The organism is Paenibacillus sp. FSL F4-0097, assembly GCF_038593125.1.
Classification (GTDB): Bacteria; Bacillota; Bacilli; order Paenibacillales; family Paenibacillaceae; genus Paenibacillus_AQ; species Paenibacillus_AQ odorifer.
In genome coordinates this window covers 4,821,093-4,845,343 of the sequence record NZ_CP151965.1, presented here as the reverse complement: position 1 = coordinate 4,845,343, position 24,251 = coordinate 4,821,093, and the positions used below count along the sequence as shown (strand labels likewise).

The following is a 24,251-nucleotide window of genomic DNA, read 5'->3' as shown; positions in this document are numbered from 1 at the left end:
TTCATAATATCAGAAAAAAAGCATCCCGCACGTTATTTTGAAACGTGGAGATGCTTTTTTGTGTTTGTCATAATTTAGTTAATGGTACTTCGGAAGCTGATCATCGTTTTTCCCTTTATTTCCTTCGATGACTTGGAAGGGATAACTTTTGCGTTTGCCTGGTGCTGCTTGTGTCTTGCGAATCCCAGCTACCTTGGTCATGGTTTTCTGCGAAGGTTTGACTTTGATTCTAGATCCATTACTGCTGCGAGCGTATTTCCCTGGTCCCATTTTGTAAGCATAATAGATAATCGCTAACAATACTAAGGGGAGAATCAGCTTCGACAGCGTGTAGAAAGGCTCAGTCAAGACTCCAATCACAAAACCGAATATTGCAAGAATTACTGAAATCCAAAAAATTAAAGCATGCCTGATCATAGGACACTCATCCTTTCGCAGGATCCAATATGCCGCCTGACACACTTGCCTCCGTATATCCTCTGGCTTCAATCTCTGCATCAAGCTCACGCATACGATTGAAAGAGGCGATGGATACTTCTACCTGATCATCCTTTGGTTCTTTGGTAGTGAGCAGCTGCAGCCATAGTCCAGGATATCCCAAGTATTTGAGACCTGGAATTTCTCTTACTGCGTTGGTACCCTTCAGAACCTCAAACGAAACACCGATTACGACAGGAAGCAGAATAATCCGTTGGATCACACGTTCCCAAAGATTATCCCATGGTACTACGGAGTAAATAATAACGCCGAGGATAATCGTCAGCATCATAAAACTGCTTCCGCAGCGGTAATGCAGACGGCTGTATTTCTGAACGTTCTGGACAGTCAGCTCTTCGCCTGCTTCAAAGGCGCTGATGACTTTGTGTTCCGCACCGTGATACTGGAATAGCCGCTTGATCACAGGTGTTTGCGAAATCGCCCATAAATAGACCAGCAAGAGGACCATTTTAATGCCGCCTTCTATGAGGTTGTGCAGTACATAGTTATCAAATGCATTCTTGAATAAAAAATCTTCGACAAATACTGGGACAAGCGTAAAAATGAGCTTTCCGAATAAGAAGGAGAGAATACCCATTACAGCAACGCCAAAAATCATTCCGAGGCTCCAGCCTTCGTCCTTTTTCTTCGGCTTAGCTTTCTCTTTCGCCAGTTCTTCGGGTTCCAATTCATCTTCGGCATAGGATTCAGCTGAATAGTTCAAGTGCTTAGAGCCTTTGGCGCTGGCATCTATAATACTGACAAGGCCGCGAAGCAGCGGAATCTTGCGCAGTTTAGTGACCCAGCTCTTATCGCTTCTTGGCACCTCCAAAAATGTAATCTCCTGATTCTTTCGTCGCACGGCTGTTACATTAATATGCTTGCCGCCGAACATGACGCCTTCAATGACGGCTTGGCCGCCATAGCTGGGAGTTTCCTGGGACAACCAATTCACCTTCCCGTAATTAATATGATTTATATAATACATTGTAACTAATTTTTGAAGACATTACTAGTTGGATCGCCTTTTGCTGCACATACTACCTTATAGGGACAAGGAGAGACAAATCGGTATTAAAATACGGAAAGCGAGGCAATTCTATGAGCAAATCACATCAACAACAATCAGATCATACTAATATTTGGTTTTTTGCGCTCGAATTAGGTTTTTTCGCAGGTTTGATTTGGGGAGGGCTGCACTGGTTAATCTACTGGTTCAGCTTTACCAAGGTTAGTCCTGGTTATTTAGCAGAGCCGTTTTTTAAACATACTTTTCTGACAACAATGTATGGACATCTCGTGGGTTATTTGTTTTTCATCTTATTTTCAGTGATAGCCTCACTGCTATATGTGCTTATTCTGCGCAAGCTGAAGGGACCTTGGCCAGGATTGGTTTATGGTGTTTTGTGGTGGGTAGTTATATTTATTCCCGGCTCGCAAATGTTTCTTATGCAGCCGCCTTTTAAGCTGCCGTGGAACACTGTGATTAGTGAGTTCTGCCTTTTTTTACTTTGGGGGATGTTCATTGGATACACAGCGGCGATTGAGTATACCGACGAACGAAAGCGTGAGCAAGCGACTGCACTTGCCTAACGGCTCGAAAAAACTTCTCAAGGGGATATCCCTATGTTAAAATACAATGTGGCTATTTCGAGAGGAGAATGAAAATGGGTAACGAGCGCGTCTCCAAGCTGCGTAAGGTTTTGCAGGATAAAGGATTGGAAGCAATGTTGATAACCAGCGGTTATAACCGCCGCTATTTAAGTGGATTTACCGGATCGTCCGGTTATGTATTGGTGACAAGCGATGATTGTTATCTGCTAACTGACTTCAGGTACATGACACAGGCTGCGGATCAAGCGGTAGGAGTTAAGGTTGTAGAGCATGGTCCTAAATTTATTGATACAGTACGCGAGTTGCTGCCAACAGGCAGTGAGGTACGTGTTGGTTTCGAACAGGATGATGTCTCATTCAGCGCTTATACCTCATATGCGGAAGCCCTTAAGCCGGCAGTGTTAGTTCCAGTTTCCAAAGCCGTGGAAGACCTCCGTATGTTCAAGGATGCTGAAGAGCTTGCTGTTATGCAACGTGCAGCTGATCTGGCTGATGCTACATTCAATCATATTCTGAATGTGATCAAACCAGGCATGACTGAAAGAGACGTCGATTTGGAAATGGAATTCTATATGCGTACCCACGGGGCAACTGCGTCATCTTTTGATACGATTGTTGCTTCAGGTGAACGTTCGTCCATGCCGCATGGCGTAGCAAGCAGCCGTGTAATTCAAGGTAATGAATTTATTACGCTTGATTTCGGCGCATTACTCGATGGATACTGCTCAGATGTGACTCGTACCATTGCACTCGGAGCTCCAGATCCGAAGCTGAAAGAAATCTATGATATTGTGCTGGAAGCTCAGCTACATACGTTGGCACATATCAAACCGGGTATGACTGGACGGGAATGTGATGCACTGGCACGTGATATCATCGCTAGCTACGGATATGGTGATCAATTTGGACATAGCACGGGTCATGGACTTGGAATGGAAGTTCATGAATGGCCGCGTTTGTCCAAGCTGAGTGACGATATCATGCAGCCGGGAATGGTGGTTACTGTGGAACCAGGTATCTATTTGCCGGGGATTGGCGGAGTACGTATTGAAGACGATATTGTGATCACCGAGAGCGGAATATCGCTGCTGACCCATTCGTCCAAAGAATATACAGTACTGTAAGTATGAAAAAGTAGTGGTTTAATTATCGAATTCAGGAGGGATTTTTAGTGATTTCAGTAAACGATTTTAAGACAGGCTTGACCGTAGAGGTGGACGGTGATATTTTTACCGTTCTTGATTTCCAGCACGTTAAACCAGGTAAAGGTGCAGCGTTCGTTCGCTCTAAGCTGAAAAACCTGCGCAATGGTAACACTGTAGAGCGTACTTTCCGTGCAGGTGAAACTATTGGCCGTGCTATTATTGAGAACCGTGGCGTGCAATATTTGTATGCAAGCGGATCTGAGCATGCTTTCATGGACAACGAAACCTATGACCAATTCGAATTGTCCAGCAAGCAGCTTGAATGGGAATTGAACTTCCTTAAAGAGAACATGACTGTAAACATCATCAGTTACCAAGGTGAAATCCTTGGGATCAACCTGCCTACCAGTGTAGAGCTGAAGGTTGTTGAAACTGAGCCAGGTGTGAAGGGAAATACAGCTCAAGGCGCTACTAAATCGGCCAAGCTTGAAACAGGTCATTCTGTACAAGTTCCTTTGTTCATCAATGAAGGAGATGTGCTGCTTATTGATACTCGCGAAGGTAAATATATCTCCCGCGCGTAGGAAGCATCATACTTGCTGAACTTATAACCAATCAGCCTCCCCCGTTATTACGGTGGGGGGTTTTTGGTATATAAACGAGGATGCATGAGGAACAGTATAGGTGTGGGATATTATACTTACGAATTAAAGGATTAGAAGGAGGCGCATATGAGAAAATTAATTATATCTGAGTTCATATCCCTTGATGGTGTTATGGAAAATCCACAATGGACCTTCTCATTCGGAAGTGAAGAACAGGAGCATTTCAAATTTGCTGAACTGAAAGCTGCTGACGCTCTAATGTTAGGACGGACAACCTACGAAGGTTTTGCAGAGGCTTGGCCAAATATGGTTGAGCAGACGGGTGAGTACGGTGAAATGATGAATGGATACGCTAAGTACGTAGTCTCCACAACTCTCGAAGAAACAACATGGAGCAATTCAAGCTTGATCAAGGGCGATCTTGTTCAGGAGGTGTCCAAGCTGAAGGAGCAGCCGGGGAGAGATATTCTCGTTTTTGGCAGTCGTACGCTTGCGCAGAGCCTCATGCAGCTTGGCCTTGTCGATAAATATCAGCTTCTGGTCTTCCCGATTCTGCTGGGTAGCGGTCAGCGACTGTTCGATAACGTTGGTGAAGAGAAGACGTTGGAGCTAGTGGACTCCAAAAGATTCAGTTCTGGAGTGATGGCCTTGACTTATCGACCAGCTTCCCATTGAAATATTGGAAGACGAGTGAAATGAGGTCAGCTAGTGTGTTGAAGCTGACCTTATCTTTTTGTTAGCTTCTGGAAAATCAATAATTTTTTAATGAAATCATTAACGCATTACGCTATTTTCGTATTATACTGGTTTAAAGCGGGAAACCGATTAGAAGCAACTACATAGACCGATATGGGGAGTGAGTGGGACTTTGTCACTTTATGTTATGAAATTCGGAGGCAGCTCCGTCGGCGACACAGAACGCATGCAACGTGTTGCCAAGCGCATCGCAGACAAGCAGGATGAGGGACATCGCTGCGTTGTAGTTGTATCTGCTATGGGGGATACAACAGATGATTTGATCGATACGGCGAAGCAATTAAACGGGCAGCCGCCTGCACGTGAAATGGATATGCTGATGACAACAGGAGAGCAGATTTCCGTTGCTCTTTTGTCCATAGCTCTTCATGGGATCGGGCGGAATGCAGTATCTTATACAGGATGGCAGGCCGGGTTCCGTACAGACAAAACCCACGGTAGAGCTCGTATCAATGATATTGATCCACACCGTGTAGTAGCGTCTTTGGAACGCGAACAGATCGTTATCGTTGCCGGTTTCCAAGGGATGACTTTGGATGGTGAGATCACTACCCTGGGCCGCGGAGGATCGGACACGACAGCTGTAGCCCTTGCGGCTGCTATTCAAGCAGATGTATGTGAGATTTATACCGACGTTGATGGTATCTATTCTACAGATCCACGCATTGTGAAAACAGCCCGCAAGCTGAACGAAATCTCATACGATGAGATGCTAGAGCTTGCCAATCTGGGAGCGGCGGTACTACATCCGCGTGCAGTGGAGTATGCTAAGCGTCATCAAGTTAAGCTGGTCGTTAGATCGAGCTTTAATCATAATGAAGGTACTGTTGTGAAGGAGGAAGCAAGCATGGAGCAAGGAGTCGTAGTTAGTGGGATTGCTTATGATAAGAATGTAGCACGTGTCAGTATTCTAGGAGTACCTGATGTACCGGGTGTACTCGCTCAAGTCTTCGGCAAGCTGGCTGAAGAAGGCGTAAACGTAGATATCATTGTACAAAGTGGTGTGCAGAATGAGCAGGCTGACTTCTCATTTACAGTTTCACTTGATGAACTGGATCGTGCGAAGGAAGTAATTAAAGAAATCCATAAAACTTTACCTTACCGTGAAGTAACGTCCGAGGATAACCTCGTGAAGGTTTCTATTGTTGGCGCGGGTATGGTTAGCCATCCTGGTGTTGCAGCTCAAATGTTTGATGTACTCTCCCAAGAGGGAGTAAGCATTAAGATGGTCAGCACGTCAGAGATTAAGGTTTCTTGTGTAATCGAATCCGGCAATTTGCCATCGATCATTCAGGCGCTTCACACCGCTTATAATCTGGATACAACTGAGCAGGCCTTTGTTGGTGGTCCTAAGGATCGTCGTTAAGAGCCGTTTAATCAATAAAAAGGGAGATCCTACAGCTACTTAGCTACGGGGTCTCCTTTTTGGGCATCAGCTATAAATGAAAAGGAACGCTGCAGGTTTGAATGCAGCGTTCCTTTTTACATCTATATGGGTATTTATCCTAAACGTCTAAATCGGCCTAGAATTTCAACAGTCTCAAGTACATTGACGAAAGAGCTTGGATCCGTCTCAAGGATAGTCTTACGCAGCTCTGACAGCTCATAGCGGGTCGTTACGGTCATCAGCATTGTATTGCCCTCGTGACTGTAACCGCCCTCTGCGTTGACTACTGTGATGCCATGAGGCAGCTCTCTAAGACGATTCAGCATTTTATCCCGTTCCTTGGTAACAATGAAGCAGGTTAGCTTGACATGACGAATATGAATCATATCAACCACTCTGCTTTTCACAAAAATACAGAGCATAGCGTATAAGGCTGAGTCCCAGCTTTTAAAGAAGCCTAAACTCAGAATAACGATCCCATCCATTACGAAGAGTACATTCCCAATAGGAATATCCCGCTTACGTGTAATAATCGAGCCTAATATATCAAATCCTCCAGATGAGCCCCCGGCACGGAGAGAAAATCCAACCCCGCCAGCAATCATTACGCCGCCAAAAATACTAGCCAAAATCGGGTCTTTGGTCACTTTCACCGCAGGAATAATTGTCATGAACCAGGTGGTAGCTAAAACGGAAAGCATGCTTAGTAAGATGTACTTTTTCCCCACTGCAATAAATCCCCAGATCAGAACAGGAAGGTTTATCGCAAAATAAATGATTGAGATGTACTTCGGATTAGTTACATACCCGATGACTGAAGCCACCCCCGCTACCCCGCCGCTTAGCAGTTGATGAGGAATTAGAAATAATCTCATCCCTGCGGCGACTAAAAAAGCTGAAAAAATAATGATTGCCGCTTCTCTTACTGGTCTGACTACGGACCGCATGCTGAGCGGTAGCTCGTAATTTCGAACGTGCATGACACAAATCCCCTCTTTTTCTTATGTCTTTTTAGTTTGCCTTTTTTTGAAAATATAAACTCACTATATTTCCAATTAAAAAGGATACCACAGATGAAGGCGTTCGTAAAAATTATTTTATCGTACTGATTATATTTATTTATGAACCCACTCACTATGAATTCTTTCACAGTCTGATCTGTAAATCTGTCATTTCTCATTGTCTAAAGTGAAAAAGCCACGCATATCCATGAATAATAGAAAGCTAAACAAGCCTCAGATGTCTTTTGGTATGAATGAATTAGTAAAAGGAGTTGAGTTGATTGGACAAGTATGTGAGTTGGATGGCGACTCTGCGGTTGTTCTCGGGCAGTGCAGAGATTATAGCTGCCCTGATAATGCTCAGATTAAATCAGGTCGATAAGGCACTCGCTGTCAATTCTGGACTGGCTTTGGTAGGCCCGACCATATTGATATTGACGACAGCAATTGGCCTGACTGGGATGGCGCAGCAGCTGTCATGGAGCAAATTAGGCTGGGTGGGCTGCGGTGTAGCCTTTCTCTTAATCGGGATTTTGAAAAAATGATAGATGATAGGCATATTGGGCGCGTACAAGCATAAATATGGAATAAAGCAATTAAGTAGAGGACAGCTTGGGGGTACTTTGTATGGCAGATGACTGGCTGCAATTGTTTCCTGAAAAAGTAAGAGCACTGTTAAAGTGCCTTCCCCTTCCGCTGCTAGGAATGGTGGAGGAGATTCGTGTCCGTGAAGGTCGTCCGCTGGAAATTAACTACTCTGGTAAATATCACTTTCTAAGAGTGAATGGCAGTTTGACGCAGAGGCCTGAAGAAGCTTACAAGCCGGATCGGGAAGACACTCATCGACTGCTAGATCTGATCAGCAACCATTCGCTATATACGATGGAAGAAGAGCTGAGAAAAGGATTTATTACGATTCCCGGCGGTCATCGGATAGGACTTGCTGGTCGGACAGTACTGAGTGGCGGAGGTGTAGAACATCTTCGTGATATCACTGGCTTTAATGTCCGTATTGCTCGTGAAGTACCTGGAATCGCAGATGGAGTGCTGCCTTATTTACTGGACAAGGGGCGGCAGCGAATGATGCACACCTTGATTCTCTCCCCTCCACAACATGGCAAGACTACCCTACTCCGCGATCTCGCAAGACAAATCTCCTTAGGGGAATTGGGCAAGCGCGAAGGGAATAGACCGGGGCTGAAGGTGGGAATTGTTGACGAACGGTCTGAAATTGCTGGCAGCCGGCGTGGTGTTCCGGCCTTTGACGTGGGTCCGCGGACAGACGTTCTTGATGGGTGTCCCAAGGCAGAAGGCATGATGATGATGATCCGGTCGCTATCTCCAGATGTATTAATCGCGGATGAGATTGGCCGTCCTGAAGATGCCGAAGCGGTTACCGAGGCACTGCATGCCGGAATATCTGTCATTGCTTCCGCTCACGGAAAAGATGTAACAGAGTTGGCTCGTAGGCCGGGTCTTGGAGGACTGCTGGAACAAAAGATGTTCGAGAGATATGTCATACTCCATCGTTCAGAAGCAGGCCTCACGTTTCGTATTCTGGATGGCCAGAAAAGAGGAATGCTGCTTATCTCTCCCGGGGATCGACTAGGTGGTGATTTGCATGCTTAAGCTGTTCGGTGCTGTGCTCATTGTGGTGGCTGGTACGCTTGCAGGTCTCCAGTTTGCTCGTCAATATGCAGACAGGCCCAGACATATCAGAGGTTTAATAGCAGCACTACAGCGGTTGGAAACAGAGATCATGTACGGCTTCACCCCACTGCCGGAAGCCATGCGGCGGATTGGGAATCAGTCTAAGGACCCGCTGAAATCGTTGTTTGTCAAAACAGCGGAGGAGATGAGCCCTCCCTATGACAGAAGCGCCCAGGATGCCATCCAGCGGGCGATGGAAGCATATTGGAAGTCTACCGCTATGAAGGGGACAGAAAAAGAGATTCTTCGCCAGCTCAGCTGTACTCTCGGCACAAGCGATAGGTCGAATCAGAGCACTCATATCGCGTTAGCATTGCAGCAATTGAAGCAGGAGGAGTCGGTGGCCAGAGAGGATCAAGGCAAATATGAAAAGTTAAGTAAAAGCCTGGGTCTGCTGCTTGGAGTACTGATCGTCATTTTGATCTTTTAGCGAGGTGCCAGGAATGAATATTGAAGTCAATGCGATTTTTCAAATTGCCGGCATTGGCATAATTATCGCCATGATACACACGGTGCTCAAACAGATGGGAAAAGAGGATTTTGCACATTGGGTAACCGTGATCGGGTTCGTAGTCGTGCTGTTCATGGTGATTCGTATGCTGGACGGGTTGCTGCAGGAAATAAAAACGATCTTTCTTTTTCAATAGGCGTGCTATGGAGATTATTCAAGTTGTTGGGATTGGGCTGATATCGACCATATTGATTCTCGTACTGAAGGAACAAAAACCGATGTTCGCCTTTCTTCTTGCTACTACAACAGGAATTCTAATTTTTATGTTTCTGATCGGCAAGATCGGAATGATCCTCTCTACACTGGAGCGGGTGGCTGAGTCATCGGGGATGGAAATGATTTATTTGAAGACTGTTTTCAAAATCATCGGCATTTCCTATATCGCGGAGTTTGGTGCACAGATTGTACGAGATGCCGGTCAGGAATCGATTGCTTCCAAAATAGAACTCGCTGGCAAAGTGCTAATTATGGTACTAGCCGTACCCATTATCAGCATCATTATCGAAACCGTCATGAAACTACTGCCTGCTTAAAGCAATCGTAAAGAGAGCTGAGCAACGAATCGGGAGGAGAAATTATGCAAGAGCGCAGTGTTTTCCGTCCTCCAAAACTAAAAATAATACTGCTGCTGCTTCCATTCTTTTTCATTCTATGGTTTGCAGGTACAGCTCAGAGTGTGCAAGCTTCCTCAACACCAGAATCCGGCAGTTCTTCCCCGGTAGACCAGTGGGTCAAGAGCCAGGTGAATAATTTGCCAAAAGATAAAGTGGAGTCGTATTGGGATCAGCTGATGAAGGATTATGGTGGTTTTTTCCCGGACGGGGCCACACCTACGCTAATGGACATGCTGCTTCCAGGAGATAAGGGGCTCAGCTTGAAGGGTGTGTTATCTGGGCTTCTAGGCTTTATGTGGCATGAGGTGCTGTACAACGGAAAGCTGCTCGTGACGATTGTGATGATCAGTGTGCTCAGCATGATTCTGGAGACGCTGCAAACCGCTTTTGAGCGAAAAACGGTCAGTAAGGTCGCTTATACGCTCTGTTATATGGTGGTGCTGGTAATTGCCGTGAACAGCTTCAATATCGCTATTGGTTATGCAAAGGATGCTATCGACCGGATGATCGATTTCATGATGGCGATGATTCCACTGCTGTTCGCGCTGCTGGCTTCGATGGGGAATATCGTTACGGTCTCTGTCACCCATCCGTTAATTGTTTTTATGATTCATACGGTTGGCACCATGATCCACACCCTTGTTTTTCCGCTTCTGTTCTTCTCGGCTGTGCTGCATCTGGTCAGCGCATTGTCGGAGAAATATAAACTAACCCAGCTGGCTAACCTGCTGCGAAACATCGGTGCTGGACTGTTAGGTGTACTGCTAACTGTGTTCCTAGGTGTAATTTCCGTTCGAGGGATAACAAGCTCAGTAACGGATGGAGTCACCATTCGGGCCGCTAAATATATTACAGGGAATTTTGTTCCGGTCATCGGCAAAATGTTCGCGGATGCCACAGACACAGTAATCTCAGCTTCACTGCTGGTGAAGAATGCGATCGGGTTATCGGGTGTCATTATCATATTGTTCCTGTGTGCTTTTCCGGCAATCAAAATCCTGGTGCTTGCCCTTATCTACAACATAGCCGCCGCTGTGATGCAGCCGCTGGGAGAGACACCGATTGTAGTCTGTCTCCAGACGATTGGAAAAAGCATGGTGTACGTATTCGCTGCTTTGGCTGCTGTTTCCTTAATGTTTTTTATGGCGGTTACGATCATGCTGACTGCGGGCAACTTGACCGTAATGATGAGGTGAAGCAACAAAACCTTTAGGAGGGAAACCATGAGCTGGTTGGGCGGTTGGCTGCGGGAGATCATCCTGGTTGTGCTGTTGGCGTCATTTGTTGAATTGCTGCTCCCAAGCAAATCCATGGAGCGTTATGCAAGATTGGTGCTAAGTCTCCTAATCCTGCTCACGATGCTCAGCCCTATCGTCTCTCTCCTGAAAGGTGATGCAATCTCCGAACTGAGTGTCGCTATGGGACAGCAAGAGAAAGAAGGCGGTTTGTTCACTGGCGGAGGGAAGGGAGACCCATCCTTGGAACAGATTCTGGCAGATGGGCAAAAGCTTGCACAAGGCCGTCAGGAACAGAGTCTGCAGCTCGCTGCCGAAGAGGTGGCGGGTCAGATGAAAGAGCAGATTATCAGCGAGACCGGCAAACGCGGGGTTAATGTCACCGTAACGCTGGGCATGGGGAAGTCTGGCGGCACCGGTAAGGAAGATGTTCCTGTCATTTCTAATGTAAAGGTCTCTATGCCTCAGACATCGGCTAACTCCCCGGGTACTTCCGGAGCTTCCAGCACAGCGACTACAGCACCCATTACAATCACTCCTGTAGCACCTGTAGAAGTTAAAATTGGCGCTAATCCGGGAGATAACGTAGAGAGTGAAGCGACATCATCAGACGAACCTAATAAAGCAGTGAACGGAACTGTGGCTGAAGACAGCGCGTCCTCGAGTGAAATGGAGTCCATTGTAAAGCTGCTGGAACTGAAGTGGGATTTGGATCCCAAAGTCATTCAGGTGGATGGCGGCGTGGCTAGTAACGTCAAATCATGAGCTTACGGTTTCTAAATAACTATAATTTTTAGGAGGGATGGGAGTGGGCAATTGGCTGAAAAAGCTTGAGCAGTGGGCTGGGGGTGGGGCCGGCAGTCCGAAGAGAAGTCATACCTTTCGCTGGCTGATCATTCTGGGACTGCTGGGCGCAGCGATCATGCTATTCAATTCCTTCGTCAATGTGAAGAGGATTGATAACGAGAATACAGGGCGCGAGCCGCCGCTGAATCAGTCCTCACAAACGGCGTTGGTGCAGAGTGATCCAACCACAACAACCAATTCGTTCGACAGCATCGAACTAGCGATGGAGAACCGGATGAAGGAGATTTTGGAGAAAATCGTTGGCGTTGGTACAGTCGATATCATGGTTACAGTGGAGTCTACAGAAGAAATTGTCGTGGTGCGTAATATGAATGACTCCCAGCAGCTTAGTGAAGAGACGGATGCCAGTGGGGGAAAACGTCATACGACACAATATACGAGGGATGGCGAAATCGTAACCTACTCGCAATCAGGGGACGAAACACCCATTGTGACGAAGCGGATTAAACCTCAGGTACGCGGCGTACTGGTAGTTGCCAAAGGGGCAGAGAACAAGGTTGTTCGTGGACTCGTCGAGCAGGCTATAGAAAAAGGCTTGAACGTCCCGATCCAGCGCATTTCAGTAGTACCACGCAAACAAGAGTAGCAGGAGAAAGTCAATAAGTGAGTGCTTCCGAAGCAGCCACTAGATTAAATTTTAGGAGGAATATGGAATGAACGGCAAAAGACAAACGATATGGTTGGTTTCTATGCTCAGCTTGATGGTGGTCCTCTCTGCATACTATTTATTCACTGAAGACTCAGGTGCTTCGATTCCAAAAGACACGGCTGGCACAATGCAGGTTGATTCCCTGAAAGACACAGCAGGTGCAGCGTTGCCAACGGTTGGTGACAAAGGTGTTGTTGTGAACGAAGTTGTTAGTCAAGGCGATGTTGTTGCTGATGAAGGCGTTGTAGATAGCACTACTGGCGCCGCTACTACGGACGACAGCGCTACTGCCGCCAAAACGGATGACAGTGCTGCTACCGCTAAAACGGATGATAGCACTACTACTGCTAAAACGGACGACAGTACAACTACAGCTGCTAAGGACGATAGCAGTAAAGCTGCCGCAAATAGCAGTGACTCAGAGAAGGCAACAACCGACACTGCTGCTAAAGATGCCGCGAAAACAGATACATCTGCTAAAGATACAGCCGCAAATACAACCACCAAGACTCCAGCCAAAAATGACAAAGAAATTCTCGATGAAGTAGCTTCTCAAAGTGTATCGGCGAGCAGCATGTTCACTAACTACCTTTATGAACGTGAGCAAAAGAATCTTAAGAACCAACAAGACTTGCTTGCTTTGATTAATGACATGGATAAAACACCTGCTGATAACGCAGTCGCTCAAGAACAACTTCTCAATCTTGAAGAAAAAGAATCCAAAATTACCGGTATCGAAGAACAGCTTCAACAAAAATATGGAGAAGCGATTGTAAAGGAAGAAGCTGGAGACAGCTACAAAGTGGTTGTTCTCAGCGACAAACTGGATGTAAAACAAGCGGTTAGTATCGTGGATCTCGTAATGAAGGAACTCAGTGTATCTCAAGATAAAATTAGTGTACAATACGTTTCCGAGCAATAATAAGCTGTAAAATTAAAAGAAAAATGACGAAAGAGCTCGGGTTGCCCCGGGCTCTTTCCATTTTTACCGATTGTGATATAATACATAAAGTTATCTTGTCCGCTTAAGAAGTGGCTTCGAGAGAAAGCTGAAGGAGTGAACTGATATATGTTCAAGTTGAGCGAAATTAAGGAATTGATTAAATTGCTGGACCAGACCTCCTCTGTACATGAGTTGGAGATCGAAAGCGAAGGAATGAAGCTTGCAATTCGCAAACCGGATCGCCCTGAAGCTGATGGAACAGCAGTACAGGCGACTCCTTATGCTGCCTATCCCTTTACGCCTGCCCCGCAGCCGCAGAGCGTACCGCAAGTATCCTATCCGGTAGTTGGTGAAGTTCCTCCAGCGCAGCAGCCACAAGCAGCTGATGAAGGCAAACTACATAAAATTGTGTCTCCAATGGTGGGGACCTTTTATAGTGCCGCTTCTCCGGAAACGCCTTCGTTTGTTAATGTTGGAGACCGTGTAAGTGAAAAATCAACGGTTTGCATTATCGAGGCGATGAAACTGATGAATGAGCTGGAAGCGGAGATCAAAGGTGAAATCGTGTCTGTACTTGCTGAGAACGGTCAGCTTGTAGAATATGGTCAACCACTATTCTTGGTTAAACCGGAATAAATACCGCAGACTACTTAAGGAGCGGAAGCTTCGCAAAACTTTGGGAGGAAACGCATGAACATTCAAAAAGTGTTGATTGCCAACCGCGGCGAAATCGCGGTCCGCATTATTAGGGCCTGCCGTGAACTGGGCATTTCCACCGTCGCGGTCTATTCGGAACCCGACCGGGATTCACTGCATGTCCGGTTGGCTGATGAAGCTTACTGCATCGGTCCGATGCCGGCCAAGGACAGCTATCTGAACTTTACAAATATTATGAGTGTAGCCACCTTAACGGAATGTGATGCCATCCATCCTGGCTATGGATTTTTAGCTGAAAATGCGGATTTTGCAGAGATTTGTGAATCTTGCAATATTATCTTCATAGGACCTTCTCCAGATGCCATAAACCGTATGGGTGACAAGGCTGTGGCGAAGGAAACCATGAAACTGGCTGGAGTTCCGATTATCCCGGGCTCAGATGGTCTTGTAGGCGATGTAGAGGAAGCTGTCATGCTGGGCCGCGATATTGGTTACCCAATCATCGTTAAGGCTACTGCGGGTGGCGGGGGTAAGGGAATACGGATTGCTGAGGACGAGGAATCTTTGGTGAAGCAGATCACTGCTGCACAACAGGAAGCACAAAAGGCGTTTGGTAACGCTGGTGTATATCTGGAGAAATTCCTAACAGGCATGAAGCATGTGGAGATTCAGATTATTGCAGATAAACATGGCAATGTAGTGCACTTAGGTGAACGGGACTGCTCCGTACAGCGTCGTCGCCAAAAGCTGATTGAAGAGGCACCTTGTTCAGTGCTTACACCTGAAATTCGTGAAGCAATGGGTAATGCAGCAGTTCGAGCAGCACTTGCCGTTAATTATTCGGGAGCCGGAACACTTGAATTCCTGCTTGGACCGGATGGACAGTTCTACTTCATGGAGATGAATACCCGTATCCAGGTTGAACATCCAGTAACAGAAATGGTTACAGGTGTGGATTTGATTAAGGAAATGATCTCTGTAGCAGAAGGCAATCCGCTGTCATTCACTCAGGAAGATATCGTGATTAATGGCTGGTCCATTGAATGCCGTATAAATGCTGAAGATCCTGAGCGTAATTTCATGCCTTCACCAGGAAAAATCGGCTTTTATTTGCCACCAGGAGGCCTTGGCGTTCGTGTAGATAGTGCGGCGTACCCAGGATATACAATTTCCCCTTTCTATGATTCTATGATTGCAAAACTGATTGTATGGGCTCCTACACGTCAGGAAGCGATTGCGAAGATGAAGCGCGCCTTGGCTGAATTCGCCGTGGAAGGCATTCATACCACCATCCCTTTCCATCAGAAACTGTTGGAGCATCCTGTATTTTTGGATGGTAACTTTGACATTAAGTTTCTTGAAGAGTATGAAATTTAGGACGACTTCGGTTTGTTTGTCATAAAGTTCGTCAAATGATATAGTATGTTTAATAAGAGACGTGCTTTACGCTTGAAATCATGAACAATCTTTCTTGAAAGGTGTGAAGTCTAAAATGAGTACATTGCCGACAGAATACGAACGGACGGAAATCGGTGAAATCCAGATTGCTCCTGAAGTAATCGAGGTTATTGCAGGTCTGGCGACCGTTGAGGTTAAAGGTGTAGCAGGTATGAGCGGCGGATTCGCCGGTGGTATTGTTGAACTTCTTGGACGTAAGAATCTGTCCAAAGGAGTTAAAGTAGAGGTTGGACAACGTGAAGCTGCGGTGGATGTTTCTGTAATTATTGAATATGGCAATCGCCTTCCTGAAGTGGCTGCTGAAATTCAACGTAATGTTAAGCGCTCCATCGAGACTATGACTGGTCTGACTGTTGTGGAAGTGAATGTGCATATTCATGATGTGCAATTCAAGAACAACAACACTGTAGACAAGAACGAAGAAACAGAAACGATTCTTCGTGTGAAATAGCAGTCATCGTTCTTCCATAAACCCCCGACAGCAAAGTCGAGGGTTTACTCTAATTTAAGGAGGTTATGAGACTCGTGGCAAAAATTTTGGACAGACTTTTGCTGTTTGTCTACAGCTTAAGTATCGGAATACTATCTGTTATTGCCATCCTCCTCTTAAGCGGTGCGATTCCTAGAACTTTGGAGATTGAGAATGGACCAGCAGCTTATATTACAGCAATAATAGTAGCAGTTGTCTTGTTCCTTCTGAGCATCCGATTTTTCTACATCTCTCTGCGCCGTGATCGCGCTTCATTGCCTTCGGTCGATCAGCGTACAGAGTATGGGGATATCCAGATTTCAATGGAAACTATTGAGAATCTGAGTCTTAAGGCTGCCGGTAAAGTGAAGGGAATCAGAGATCTCAAGTCACGTATTCGTGTCTCGCAGGCTGGCCTTGAAATTACAATTCGTGCAGTAGTCGACGGTGAGCATTCATTACCGCTGCTTACCACAGAAGTACAACGTCAGGTGCATGATTTCGTGCAGGAGACAACCGGCATTCCGGTTGCTGATGTGTCTGTATATATTGCTAACCTCACGCAGTCTCCAAGCTTCAAAAGTCGAGTGGAATAGAGGTGAGTTTCCCTTATGTCTTGGAAAGAAGTATGGGAAAGTCACGGGGGTAGAATCGCCGGAGTGACTTTCGGCATTGGTCTGGGTTTGATTTATTTAATTTGCGGTTTTTGGGATATGCTGTTCTTTGCACTGGTAGTGTTCATCGGATATACGCTCGGCAAAAGAAAGGATACCGCGCAAGCGCCCCTGTTTCAATGGCAGGAGTTGGTTTCGCGATTATCCGGACGCTGGCGTCCCTTTAAGTGAACCGCGATAGTCTTTTTCCCGGAGCAGGAAACCGTAAGTTTGTGTTGTCCGTTGCCCCCGGAAGAAAGGCTTTGCGGTTTTTTTGCGACAAGGGATAGGTATATTTGCGAGCTTCCTCTGAAGGTATCTTCGCTTTGTGCAATAATCCTCACAGGATTAGGGAAAGAATGAATAAGTGTGAAGCGATATTTGGGTTGTAGACGTTGTTGCAGTACAAGTGAATATTTTAATGCGATATAAGATTTTAGGAGGAACACATGAAAAGACGTATAGCTAGAGAGATTATTGTCCAAAGCCTGTATCAGATGGAAATGAACGATGTGGAAAGCGCGGAAGCCGTAGAAATGCTGCTCGAGGAAGCTTCAGAAGAGAATGAAACCGAACGTGTAATCACGGACGAGATTCAGCTTAAACACTATGTGGTAGAGCATGTGAATGGGGTATGGGAGCACAAGGTAGCGATCGACGATATACTTGAACATTACCTGAAGGGCTGGCAAATGAGCCGTCTGTCACGTGTGGATCGTCAGATTCTACGTTTAGCAGCGTATGAAATGGTGTTCGCCAATGATGTGCCTGCGAAGGTTGCGGTGAATGAAGCGATCGATTTGGCCAAGCATTTTGGAACGGATGATTCCGGGAAGTTTGTTAACGGAGTACTCGGCAAGATGATCCAAGAGATAGATACTATTAAAGCTGACCATTCTTAATTTATAAACCATAGTAAAGTATATAAAAGGGGAGAGACTAACATGACAGCAGCAATCATCAGTGGTAAACAAGTATCCGAGGAAATTCGTATTAGCATTGCCCAAGAGGTTGCTGAACTGGCGAAACGCGGCGTAAAGCCCGGTTTGGCTGTTATTCTAGTAGGTGAAGACCCGGGATCTCAGGTTTATGTTCGCAATAAGGAGAAATCTTGTATCAGCTTAGGATTCCATTCGGAAGTGCATAAATTGGATGAATCCACTTCTCAAGAAGAACTTCTGGCACTGGTAGCAGAGCTAAACGGACGCGATGATATCGACGGAATTCTGGTTCAACTCCCATTGCCTAAGCATATCGAGGAGAAGGCTGTTATTGATGCAATCTCCGTGGAAAAGGATGTAGACGGCTTTCACCCTGTCAATGTAGGCAACCTGGTCATCGGTGCCGACAGTCTTCTTCCATGTACTCCTGCAGGAGTAATCGAACTGATCAAACGTACAGGAACAGGTATGGCAGGTAAACATGCCGTTGTAATTGGTCGTAGCAATATTGTAGGAAAGCCAGTTTCCCTCTTGTTGCAACGCGAAAATGCTACCGTAACTATGTGCCATTCCCGTACAGCTAATATGCAAGAGATTAGCCGTCAAGCGGATATTTTGGTTGTAGCGATCGGACGAGCTAATTTCATTGATGCTTCCTATGTGAAGCCGGGTGCTGTTGTCATCGATGTGGGCATGAACCGTCTGGATAACGGTAAACTCGCAGGTGATGTTGATTATGAAAGTGCAAAAGAAGTTGCCGGATACATCACGCCTGTTCCAGGCGGGGTTGGTCCGATGACTATTACAATGCTGATGAGCAACACGCTGATTGCGGCTAAACGCCGTCACGGCCTGGAATAGGGGTAAGATTCATGGCGGCAGAGCGGCAGGTTTATTCGATCAAAGAACTCAACCGTTATATCCGCATGAAGCTAGACTCGGATAATTTACTTTCGGATGTGTGGATTCGCGGAGAGATATCCAACTTTACACATCATGGCAGCGGGCATATGTATTTTACACTTAAGGACGAGAGCAGCCGCATTAAAGCGATTATGTTCGCTTCTCATAACCAGCGGCTACCCTTTATTCCGAAAGAAGGCGCTCGGGTAATTGCCAGAGGTAATGTGACCGTTTATGAACGGGATGGGCAATATCAGTTCTACGCCACACATATGCAGCCTGATGGGATTGGCAGTTTATATCTGGCCTATGAGCAGCTGAAGAGCAAGCTTGAAAAAGAAGGCCTTTTTGCAGAAGCTCGCAAGCGTTCGTTGCCGCGGTTCCCGAAGTGTATTGGTGTGATTACTTCCCCAACAGGAGCAGCTGTACGAGATATTGTGATTACGCTTCAGCGGCGGTTTCCGCAGGTAGCTATTGTAATCTATCCCGTACTGGTGCAAGGCAAAGGCGCTGCGCCTTCGATAGTGAAGGCGATTGGTGCGCTGAACGCCATGGGTGAAGCCGACGTGCTTATCGTCGGCCGCGGCGGCGGTTCGCTGGAGGAGCTGTGGGCATTCAACGAGGAGGAAGTCGCGCGAGCGATATCGGCATCAAGGATTCCGGTCATCTCGGCCGTCGGCCACGAGACCGATTTCACGATTGCCGATTTCGCCGCCGACCTCCGCGCGGCTACGCCCACAGCGGCCGCTGAGCTGGCCGTGCCTCACGCCGGCGAGCTAGCTGCGCAGCTTCGCCAGCTGCAGCAGCGGCTGCGCCAAGCGCTGCAACAACGCGCCCAGCGTGGACGCGAGCGCCACTCGGTGCTGCAGCGCTCGCTGGCGCTGGCAGGCCCGCGCCGGACGCTGATTCAGCACACGCAGCGGCTGGACATGCTGCGTGAGCGGCTCCAGCGCTCAGCGGATGCACGGCTCAGCCGTTCCCGCGAGCGTAAGGCGGTGCTGCATCACAGTCTGCAGCGGTTCCATCCGCGCGACAGTGTTGCCGCAGCACGTCAGCGCACGGACAGCATGCGCCGTGAGTTAATGGGCGCTATGCAGGCTCGTTTGCAGGAGAAGCGATCTCGCTATGTGGCAGAGATTCGTCACCTGGATGCGCTGAGCCCGCTAAAAGTAATGTCGCGCGGCTACAGCTTAGTGTATGACGAGGCGGAAGAACATTTAATCAAATCGCTGACCGAAGTGCAGCTTGGCGATCTTGTGGTGATAAAGATGAATGACGGACAGCTGAACTGCCAAGTATGGGGGATGAAGGAGGATGGCAAAGACGATGACGAAGGAAGCGGAACTTGATTTTGAAGGCGCTATGGACCGACTGGAGGAAATCGTTCGTGAGCTTGAACACGGCGACGTTCCTCTGGAGAAGGCCATCGATTTATTTCAGCAGGGCATGAAGCTGTCGCAGCTTTGCGGCAGCAAGCTGGAACAAGTAGAGCGTAAGATCGAAATGATTACCCAAGAGGACGGAGAACTGCGCAAAAAGCCGTTTGGTGCACGTCTGGAAGGGGACGCCGATGAATCGCTTTGAGAATGATCTGGAGGGAAGCTCCGCAAGTGAAAGCATGCGGCAGCCGCTGGAGGATTACATCGCATCGATAAGTGATTTGCTCTCACAGGAGCTTGAGACTATTCTTCCCGCAGCATGGACGGTTCCAGAAAATTTACAGCAAGCGATGAAGTATTCGCTAATGGCAGGGGGCAAACGCCTCCGGCCGCTGCTTGTGATCGCTGCTTGTGAATCACTGGGAGGCAGCCGTGAAGCAGCCTTGCCTGTTGCTGCTGCTATTGAGATGGTACATACCTACTCGTTGATTCATGATGATCTGCCTGCCATGGATAATGATGATTATCGGCGCGGTAAGCTGACGAATCATAAAGTCTTTGGTGAAGCGTCAGCTATTCTTGCGGGTGATGCGCTTTTGACCCATGCTTTTTACAGTGTGGTACAAGCCTCCCGTAAATTTGGCATCCCTGCTGATAATGTTTTATCCATAGTGGAGGATCTGGCGGAAATGGCGGGTCCACGCGGCATGGTCGGCGGTCAGATAGCAGATATGGAAGGCGAGCAAGGACTAACAGATCTTGCACAGCTGAAGTATATTCATCTGCATAAAACCGGAGATTTAATTATCTTTTCGTTGTTAGCCGGCGGACGTATCGCAGGGGCAACAGAGAAGCAGCTTGAAGCTCTGCGTGATTTTGGCACAAGCATCGGACTCGCTTTTCAAATTCAGGATGATATTCTTGATTTGGTTGGAGATGAAGGCAAGCTTGGTAAAAAAACAGGCAGCGATATCAAACAGCAGAAGGTAACCTACCCTTATTTTATTGGGTTAGAGGAATCTCGTGCTGAGGTGAAGCAGCTTACAGAAGCAGCTCAAAATGCTGTGCTGAATGGCGGTTTTTACGACAACCAGCGCCTGCTGGAAATTGCAGATTATTTAATGGCACGTGATCACTAAGTTTGAACTTTCGAAGCGGCTGTATTTCGACAGCCGTTTCGTTTGTGTTATAATGGTTTTTATATATTTTACAACATCTAGGAAAGCGGGGAACTATTCGTGCTGCTTCCACAAATAAATGATCCACAACAACTGAAATCACTGTCAGTCGAAGAATTAACTACTCTTGCAGAGGAAATTCGACGATTTCTGATTGAGAAGCTTACAGCAACCGGCGGGCACCTCGGTTCTAATCTGGGGGTGGTGGAGCTCACGCTGGCCTTACATTATTGCTACAACAGTCCTCGTGACAAAATGATCTACGACGTTGGCCACCAAGCCTATGTCCACAAAATACTGACCGGCCGTCAAGATCGCTTTGATACCCTGCGCAAATATCAGGGATTGTGCGGCTTTGTTAAGCGCTCTGAAAGCGAACATGATGTGTGGGAAGCTGGACATAGCAGCACCTCTTTGTCGGCAGCGATGGGGATGGCTATGGCTCGTGATCTTAAAGGCGAAGACAACAAGGTAATTGCCGTGATTGGTGACGGTGCGCTTACCGGCGGGATGGCCTTTGAAGCGCTTAACCACATTGGCCATGAGAAGCGTAAGCTGATGGTTATTTTGAACGATAATGAAATGTCGATTGCTCCGAATGTAGGGGCGATGCACAATTATTTAAGCAAAATTCGTTCGGACCGTCATTATTTGCGTGCTAAAGACGAGGTTGAAGGGCTGCTTAAGAAGATTCCGGCCATCGGTGGACGATTAGCGAAAACCGCTGAACAGTTAAAAAACAGTCTTAAATATATGATGGTACCCGGAGTATTGTTTGAAGAGCTTGGCTTTACGTATCTTGGGCCAGTGGATGGACATGATCTGGAGAAAATGATCGACACCTTCCATCAAGCAGATAACGTGGCGGGTCCTGTGCTTGTGCATGTGCTGACGACCAAAGGCAAGGGCTACAAACCGGCTGAGACTGATTTCTATAAATCGCATGCCATTTCCCCTTACAAAATTGAGTCGGGTCAGGCACTTAAAGCTGTAGGTCCTCCAATGTATACCGAAGTATTTGGCAGTACGCTGATTGAGCTGGGACGTGAAGATTCGCGCCTGATTGCAGTTACCCCTGCGATGCCAGGCGGTTCAGGGTTGTTTCCTTTTGCGAAGGAATTTCCGGATCGCATGATTGACGTCGGGATTGCCGAGCAGCATGCAGCAACCCTGTGTGCAGCTTTGGCTATGGAAGGGATGAAACCGGTATACGCCGTGTATTCTACCTTCATGCAGCGTGCCTATGATCAGATCGTCCATGATATTTGCCGCCATAACGCCAATGTTATGTTCGCCATTGACCGTGCTGGATTTGTGGGTGCGGATGGTGAGACTCATCAGGGTGTGTACGATGTTGCTTTTATGCGCCATATCCCTAATATGGTTATGATGATGCCAAAAGACGAAAATGAGCTGCGTCATATGATGAAGACGGCACTTGAATATAATGACGGTCCAATTGCTTACCGCTATCCGCGTATTAACGGAACAGGCGTGGCAATGGATGCTGAACTGCATACCCTTCCTATAGGATCATGGGAACGACTGCGTACAGGAGAAGGATATGCTGTAGTGGCATGTGGTCCTATGGTTCAAGTGGCTGAAGAAGCCGCTGATTTGCTGAAGCGGGAAGGGATTCAGGTGGGTGTTGTGAATGCGCGTTTCCTGAAGCCGCTTGATAACTCCATGCTTCTTGATTTGGCTCATGCTGGAACCAATATGGTTGTTATTGAAGAGGCTTGCCAAGCGGGAAGTCTCGGCAGTGCGGTATTGGAATTCTACGCGGAGCATGAAATTTATGACGCGCGTGTACATCTGATGGGTGTGCCCGACATCTTCGTGGAGCATGGCTCCATTAAAGAACAACGTCAGCAAACAGGCCTCACCGTAGAAGCGTTATGTGCACGTATCAAGTCCATGATGGCTCTAAGTGCTTATAATTACAAAACGACTTCGTCTTCCTAAGTGGAAGCCGGAAATTAGTAACCCTTGAACGATCGGGAGATGACCATGGAACACCGTAAAGAACGGATAGATGTACTGCTTGTGGAGCAAGGTTTTTATGAAAGCCGGGAGAAAGCTAAAGCTGCTATTATGGCAGGGTTGGTGCTCGCGGATGAGGAACGTATTGAAAAAGCTGGCATGAAGGTTTCGCGGGAGTCTACCCTTAAGGTTAAAGGCTCTGTGCATCCGTATGTCAGTCGTGGGGGCCTAAAGCTGGAGAAGGCTCTTCGCCAATTTAATATTGATCTTACGGGACGGAACATGCTGGACATTGGTGCTTCTACTGGCGGCTTCACAGATTGTGCGCTTCAGAATGGCGTAAGCCATGTGTACGCTATTGATGTTGGCTATAACCAGTTGGATTGGTCACTGCGTAATGATGAGCGAGTGAGCGTCATGGAGCGTACGAACTTCCGGTATATGACACCTTCAGATTTGCAGGGTCCTGTTCCGGACTTTGCCAGTATTGATGTTTCTTTTATATCCTTAAAAATAATTCTCCCACCCCTCAAAGCCTTGCTGCAACGTCCAGCAGATATCGCTGCACTCATCAAGCCGCAATTTGAGGCTGGGCGTGAGAAGGTTGGAAAATCAGGTGTGATTCGTGATTCCGCGGTCCATAAAGAGGTATTGATTAATGTACTGACTATGGCTGCAGAGTTAGGATTCGGTCTACATGGATTAACCTTTTCACCAATTACAGGCGGAGAAGGCAATATTGAGTTTCTTGCTCACTGGAGACTGACGCCAGAAGTGGTGGAAGGCGAAGAAGTATCCGTACAGCCGGCAGCTGCTGTTGCAGTCATTCCAGTGGAGGACTTCGCTTCCCTTGCTGATGAAGTGATTAAGCAGGCTACGGGTACTTTTAATGTGAGTTCTACTCATGGAAACTCCCCGCGCCGCTAGAGCTTTATGAACACCCCGTCAACCTCAAATGGTCAGCGGGGTGTTTTGCAGATTTGCTCAAATGGATTGAATTTATTAAAATAAAGACCCGGTATAAAATCCGGGTCTTTATATTTTGAATCTTTTTTGGATTTACTGTGCTCGTTGTAATTGTAAATTGCTGAATTAGCGAATAATATCAATTATGCG

General features: G+C 46.9%; 29 protein-coding genes. 26 read left to right on the top strand and 3 right to left on the bottom strand.

Going from position 1 to position 24,251, the window contains the following annotated elements:
- Nucleotides 1-78: 78 nt before the first annotated feature.
- Both MHH86_RS21850 and MHH86_RS21845 read right to left on the bottom strand, forming a co-directional pair.
- Entirely contained in the window at nucleotides 79-417 is a 339-nt protein-coding gene (locus tag MHH86_RS21850) for a hypothetical protein (protein WP_036682871.1), read from the bottom strand.
- Nucleotides 418-424: 7 nt separating this feature from the next.
- Nucleotides 425-1,423, bottom strand: coding sequence for a DUF1385 domain-containing protein (locus tag MHH86_RS21845; RefSeq protein ID WP_036682868.1), 999 nt, complete (start codon nucleotides 1,421-1,423; stop codon nucleotides 425-427).
- A gap of 155 nt (nucleotides 1,424-1,578) precedes the next feature.
- Here MHH86_RS21845 and MHH86_RS21840 point away from each other — a divergent pair, with 155 nt between their 5' ends.
- The 5 genes from MHH86_RS21840 to MHH86_RS21820 all read left to right on the top strand — a co-directional run bounded on the left by MHH86_RS21840 (nucleotide 1,579) and on the right by MHH86_RS21820 (nucleotide 5,963).
- Nucleotides 1,579-2,070 carry a YqhR family membrane protein gene (locus MHH86_RS21840; protein ID WP_036682865.1) on the top strand — a complete coding sequence of 164 codons (492 nt, stop codon included), beginning with the start codon at nucleotides 1,579-1,581 and terminating at the stop codon, nucleotides 2,068-2,070.
- Between the two features lie 74 nt (nucleotides 2,071-2,144).
- Complete coding sequence (locus MHH86_RS21835; RefSeq protein ID WP_036682862.1) at nucleotides 2,145-3,215, top strand: Xaa-Pro peptidase family protein; 1,071 nt, start codon at nucleotides 2,145-2,147, stop codon at nucleotides 3,213-3,215.
- Between the two features lie 47 nt (nucleotides 3,216-3,262).
- Nucleotides 3,263-3,820 (top strand): elongation factor P, encoded by a 558-nt coding sequence (gene efp / locus MHH86_RS21830; protein ID WP_038572538.1) that lies wholly within the window; start codon nucleotides 3,263-3,265, stop codon nucleotides 3,818-3,820.
- 147 nt (nucleotides 3,821-3,967) lie between these two features.
- Entirely contained in the window at nucleotides 3,968-4,516 is a 549-nt protein-coding gene (locus tag MHH86_RS21825; protein WP_076223549.1) for a dihydrofolate reductase family protein, read from the top strand.
- A 193-nt stretch (nucleotides 4,517-4,709) separates the two neighbouring features.
- Nucleotides 4,710-5,963 carry an aspartate kinase gene (locus MHH86_RS21820; protein WP_342479424.1) on the top strand — a complete coding sequence of 418 codons (1,254 nt, stop codon included), beginning with the start codon at nucleotides 4,710-4,712 and terminating at the stop codon, nucleotides 5,961-5,963.
- Between the two features lie 134 nt (nucleotides 5,964-6,097).
- On the opposite strand, the gene MHH86_RS21815 is transcribed toward MHH86_RS21820, so the two are convergent.
- A complete protein-coding gene (locus MHH86_RS21815) occupies nucleotides 6,098-6,964 on the bottom strand; it encodes a YitT family protein (protein ID WP_342479423.1) in 867 nt (288 codons plus the stop codon).
- A gap of 323 nt (nucleotides 6,965-7,287) precedes the next feature.
- On the opposite strand from MHH86_RS21815, the gene MHH86_RS21810 reads away from it, so the two are divergent.
- The 21 genes from MHH86_RS21810 (at nucleotide 7,288) to MHH86_RS21710 (ending at nucleotide 24,062) form a co-directional block, all read left to right on the top strand.
- Nucleotides 7,288-7,530, top strand: coding sequence for a YqhV family protein (locus MHH86_RS21810; protein WP_036683194.1), 243 nt, complete (start codon nucleotides 7,288-7,290; stop codon nucleotides 7,528-7,530).
- Between the two features lie 82 nt (nucleotides 7,531-7,612).
- Nucleotides 7,613-8,614 carry a stage III sporulation protein AA gene (gene spoIIIAA, locus MHH86_RS21805; RefSeq protein ID WP_038572536.1) on the top strand — a complete coding sequence of 334 codons (1,002 nt, stop codon included), beginning with the start codon at nucleotides 7,613-7,615 and terminating at the stop codon, nucleotides 8,612-8,614.
- Nucleotides 8,607-9,125: a stage III sporulation protein SpoIIIAB gene (gene spoIIIAB, locus MHH86_RS21800; protein WP_036682851.1), complete on the top strand. Its 519-nt coding sequence runs from the start codon at nucleotides 8,607-8,609 to the stop codon at nucleotides 9,123-9,125. The genes spoIIIAA and spoIIIAB overlap by 8 nt, the downstream gene beginning before the upstream one ends.
- Before the next feature lie 13 nt (nucleotides 9,126-9,138).
- Nucleotides 9,139-9,342: a stage III sporulation protein AC gene (gene spoIIIAC / locus MHH86_RS21795; RefSeq protein ID WP_036682849.1), complete on the top strand. Its 204-nt coding sequence runs from the start codon at nucleotides 9,139-9,141 to the stop codon at nucleotides 9,340-9,342.
- Between the two features lie 7 nt (nucleotides 9,343-9,349).
- Nucleotides 9,350-9,739: a stage III sporulation protein AD gene (spoIIIAD, locus tag MHH86_RS21790; protein WP_036682847.1), complete on the top strand. Its 390-nt coding sequence runs from the start codon at nucleotides 9,350-9,352 to the stop codon at nucleotides 9,737-9,739.
- Between the two features lie 44 nt (nucleotides 9,740-9,783).
- Nucleotides 9,784-11,016, top strand: a complete 1,233-nt coding sequence (spoIIIAE, locus tag MHH86_RS21785; RefSeq protein ID WP_036682845.1) for a stage III sporulation protein AE — start codon at nucleotides 9,784-9,786, stop codon at nucleotides 11,014-11,016.
- A 27-nt stretch (nucleotides 11,017-11,043) separates the two neighbouring features.
- Entirely contained in the window at nucleotides 11,044-11,820 is a 777-nt protein-coding gene (spoIIIAF, locus tag MHH86_RS21780) for a stage III sporulation protein AF (RefSeq protein WP_342479422.1), read from the top strand.
- A 43-nt stretch (nucleotides 11,821-11,863) separates the two neighbouring features.
- Nucleotides 11,864-12,508, top strand: a complete 645-nt coding sequence (gene spoIIIAG, locus MHH86_RS21775) for a stage III sporulation protein AG (RefSeq protein ID WP_036682839.1) — start codon at nucleotides 11,864-11,866, stop codon at nucleotides 12,506-12,508.
- A 67-nt stretch (nucleotides 12,509-12,575) separates the two neighbouring features.
- Nucleotides 12,576-13,493, top strand: coding sequence for a SpoIIIAH-like family protein (locus MHH86_RS21770; RefSeq protein WP_036682837.1), 918 nt, complete (start codon nucleotides 12,576-12,578; stop codon nucleotides 13,491-13,493).
- 147 nt (nucleotides 13,494-13,640) lie between these two features.
- Entirely contained in the window at nucleotides 13,641-14,150 is a 510-nt protein-coding gene (gene accB, locus MHH86_RS21765) for an acetyl-CoA carboxylase biotin carboxyl carrier protein (RefSeq protein WP_036682835.1), read from the top strand.
- Between the two features lie 54 nt (nucleotides 14,151-14,204).
- Nucleotides 14,205-15,548, top strand: coding sequence for an acetyl-CoA carboxylase biotin carboxylase subunit (accC, locus tag MHH86_RS21760; RefSeq protein WP_036682831.1), 1,344 nt, complete (start codon nucleotides 14,205-14,207; stop codon nucleotides 15,546-15,548).
- Between the two features lie 115 nt (nucleotides 15,549-15,663).
- Entirely contained in the window at nucleotides 15,664-16,080 is a 417-nt protein-coding gene (locus MHH86_RS21755; protein ID WP_076129649.1) for an Asp23/Gls24 family envelope stress response protein, read from the top strand.
- 74 nt (nucleotides 16,081-16,154) lie between these two features.
- Entirely contained in the window at nucleotides 16,155-16,694 is a 540-nt protein-coding gene (gene amaP / locus MHH86_RS21750) for an alkaline shock response membrane anchor protein AmaP (RefSeq protein ID WP_036682827.1), read from the top strand.
- A 15-nt stretch (nucleotides 16,695-16,709) separates the two neighbouring features.
- Nucleotides 16,710-16,943, top strand: a complete 234-nt coding sequence (locus MHH86_RS21745; RefSeq protein ID WP_036682825.1) for a DUF2273 domain-containing protein — start codon at nucleotides 16,710-16,712, stop codon at nucleotides 16,941-16,943.
- A 257-nt stretch (nucleotides 16,944-17,200) separates the two neighbouring features.
- The gene (gene nusB / locus MHH86_RS21740) at nucleotides 17,201-17,653 is read left to right on the top strand and encodes a transcription antitermination factor NusB (RefSeq protein ID WP_036682824.1); all 453 of its coding nucleotides are present in this window, start codon (nucleotides 17,201-17,203) and stop codon (nucleotides 17,651-17,653) included.
- A 42-nt stretch (nucleotides 17,654-17,695) separates the two neighbouring features.
- On the top strand, nucleotides 17,696-18,553 hold the full coding sequence (gene folD / locus MHH86_RS21735; RefSeq protein WP_036682821.1) for a bifunctional methylenetetrahydrofolate dehydrogenase/methenyltetrahydrofolate cyclohydrolase FolD: 858 nt from the start codon (nucleotides 17,696-17,698) through the stop codon (nucleotides 18,551-18,553).
- 11 nt (nucleotides 18,554-18,564) lie between these two features.
- The gene (xseA, locus tag MHH86_RS21730) at nucleotides 18,565-19,944 is read left to right on the top strand and encodes an exodeoxyribonuclease VII large subunit (RefSeq protein ID WP_038572529.1); all 1,380 of its coding nucleotides are present in this window, start codon (nucleotides 18,565-18,567) and stop codon (nucleotides 19,942-19,944) included.
- Nucleotides 19,922-20,179 (top strand): exodeoxyribonuclease VII small subunit, encoded by a 258-nt coding sequence (gene xseB / locus MHH86_RS21725; protein WP_036682818.1) that lies wholly within the window; start codon nucleotides 19,922-19,924, stop codon nucleotides 20,177-20,179. Before xseA ends, xseB begins: the two co-directional genes overlap by 23 nt.
- Complete coding sequence (locus tag MHH86_RS21720; RefSeq protein WP_076098644.1) at nucleotides 20,166-21,113, top strand: polyprenyl synthetase family protein; 948 nt, start codon at nucleotides 20,166-20,168, stop codon at nucleotides 21,111-21,113. The genes xseB and MHH86_RS21720 overlap by 14 nt, the downstream gene beginning before the upstream one ends.
- A 99-nt stretch (nucleotides 21,114-21,212) precedes the next feature.
- Nucleotides 21,213-23,117, top strand: coding sequence for a 1-deoxy-D-xylulose-5-phosphate synthase (dxs, locus tag MHH86_RS21715; RefSeq protein ID WP_036682816.1), 1,905 nt, complete (start codon nucleotides 21,213-21,215; stop codon nucleotides 23,115-23,117).
- Between the two features lie 45 nt (nucleotides 23,118-23,162).
- Complete coding sequence (locus MHH86_RS21710) at nucleotides 23,163-24,062, top strand: TlyA family RNA methyltransferase (RefSeq protein ID WP_342479421.1); 900 nt, start codon at nucleotides 23,163-23,165, stop codon at nucleotides 24,060-24,062.
- Nucleotides 24,063-24,251 lie beyond the last annotated feature (189 nt).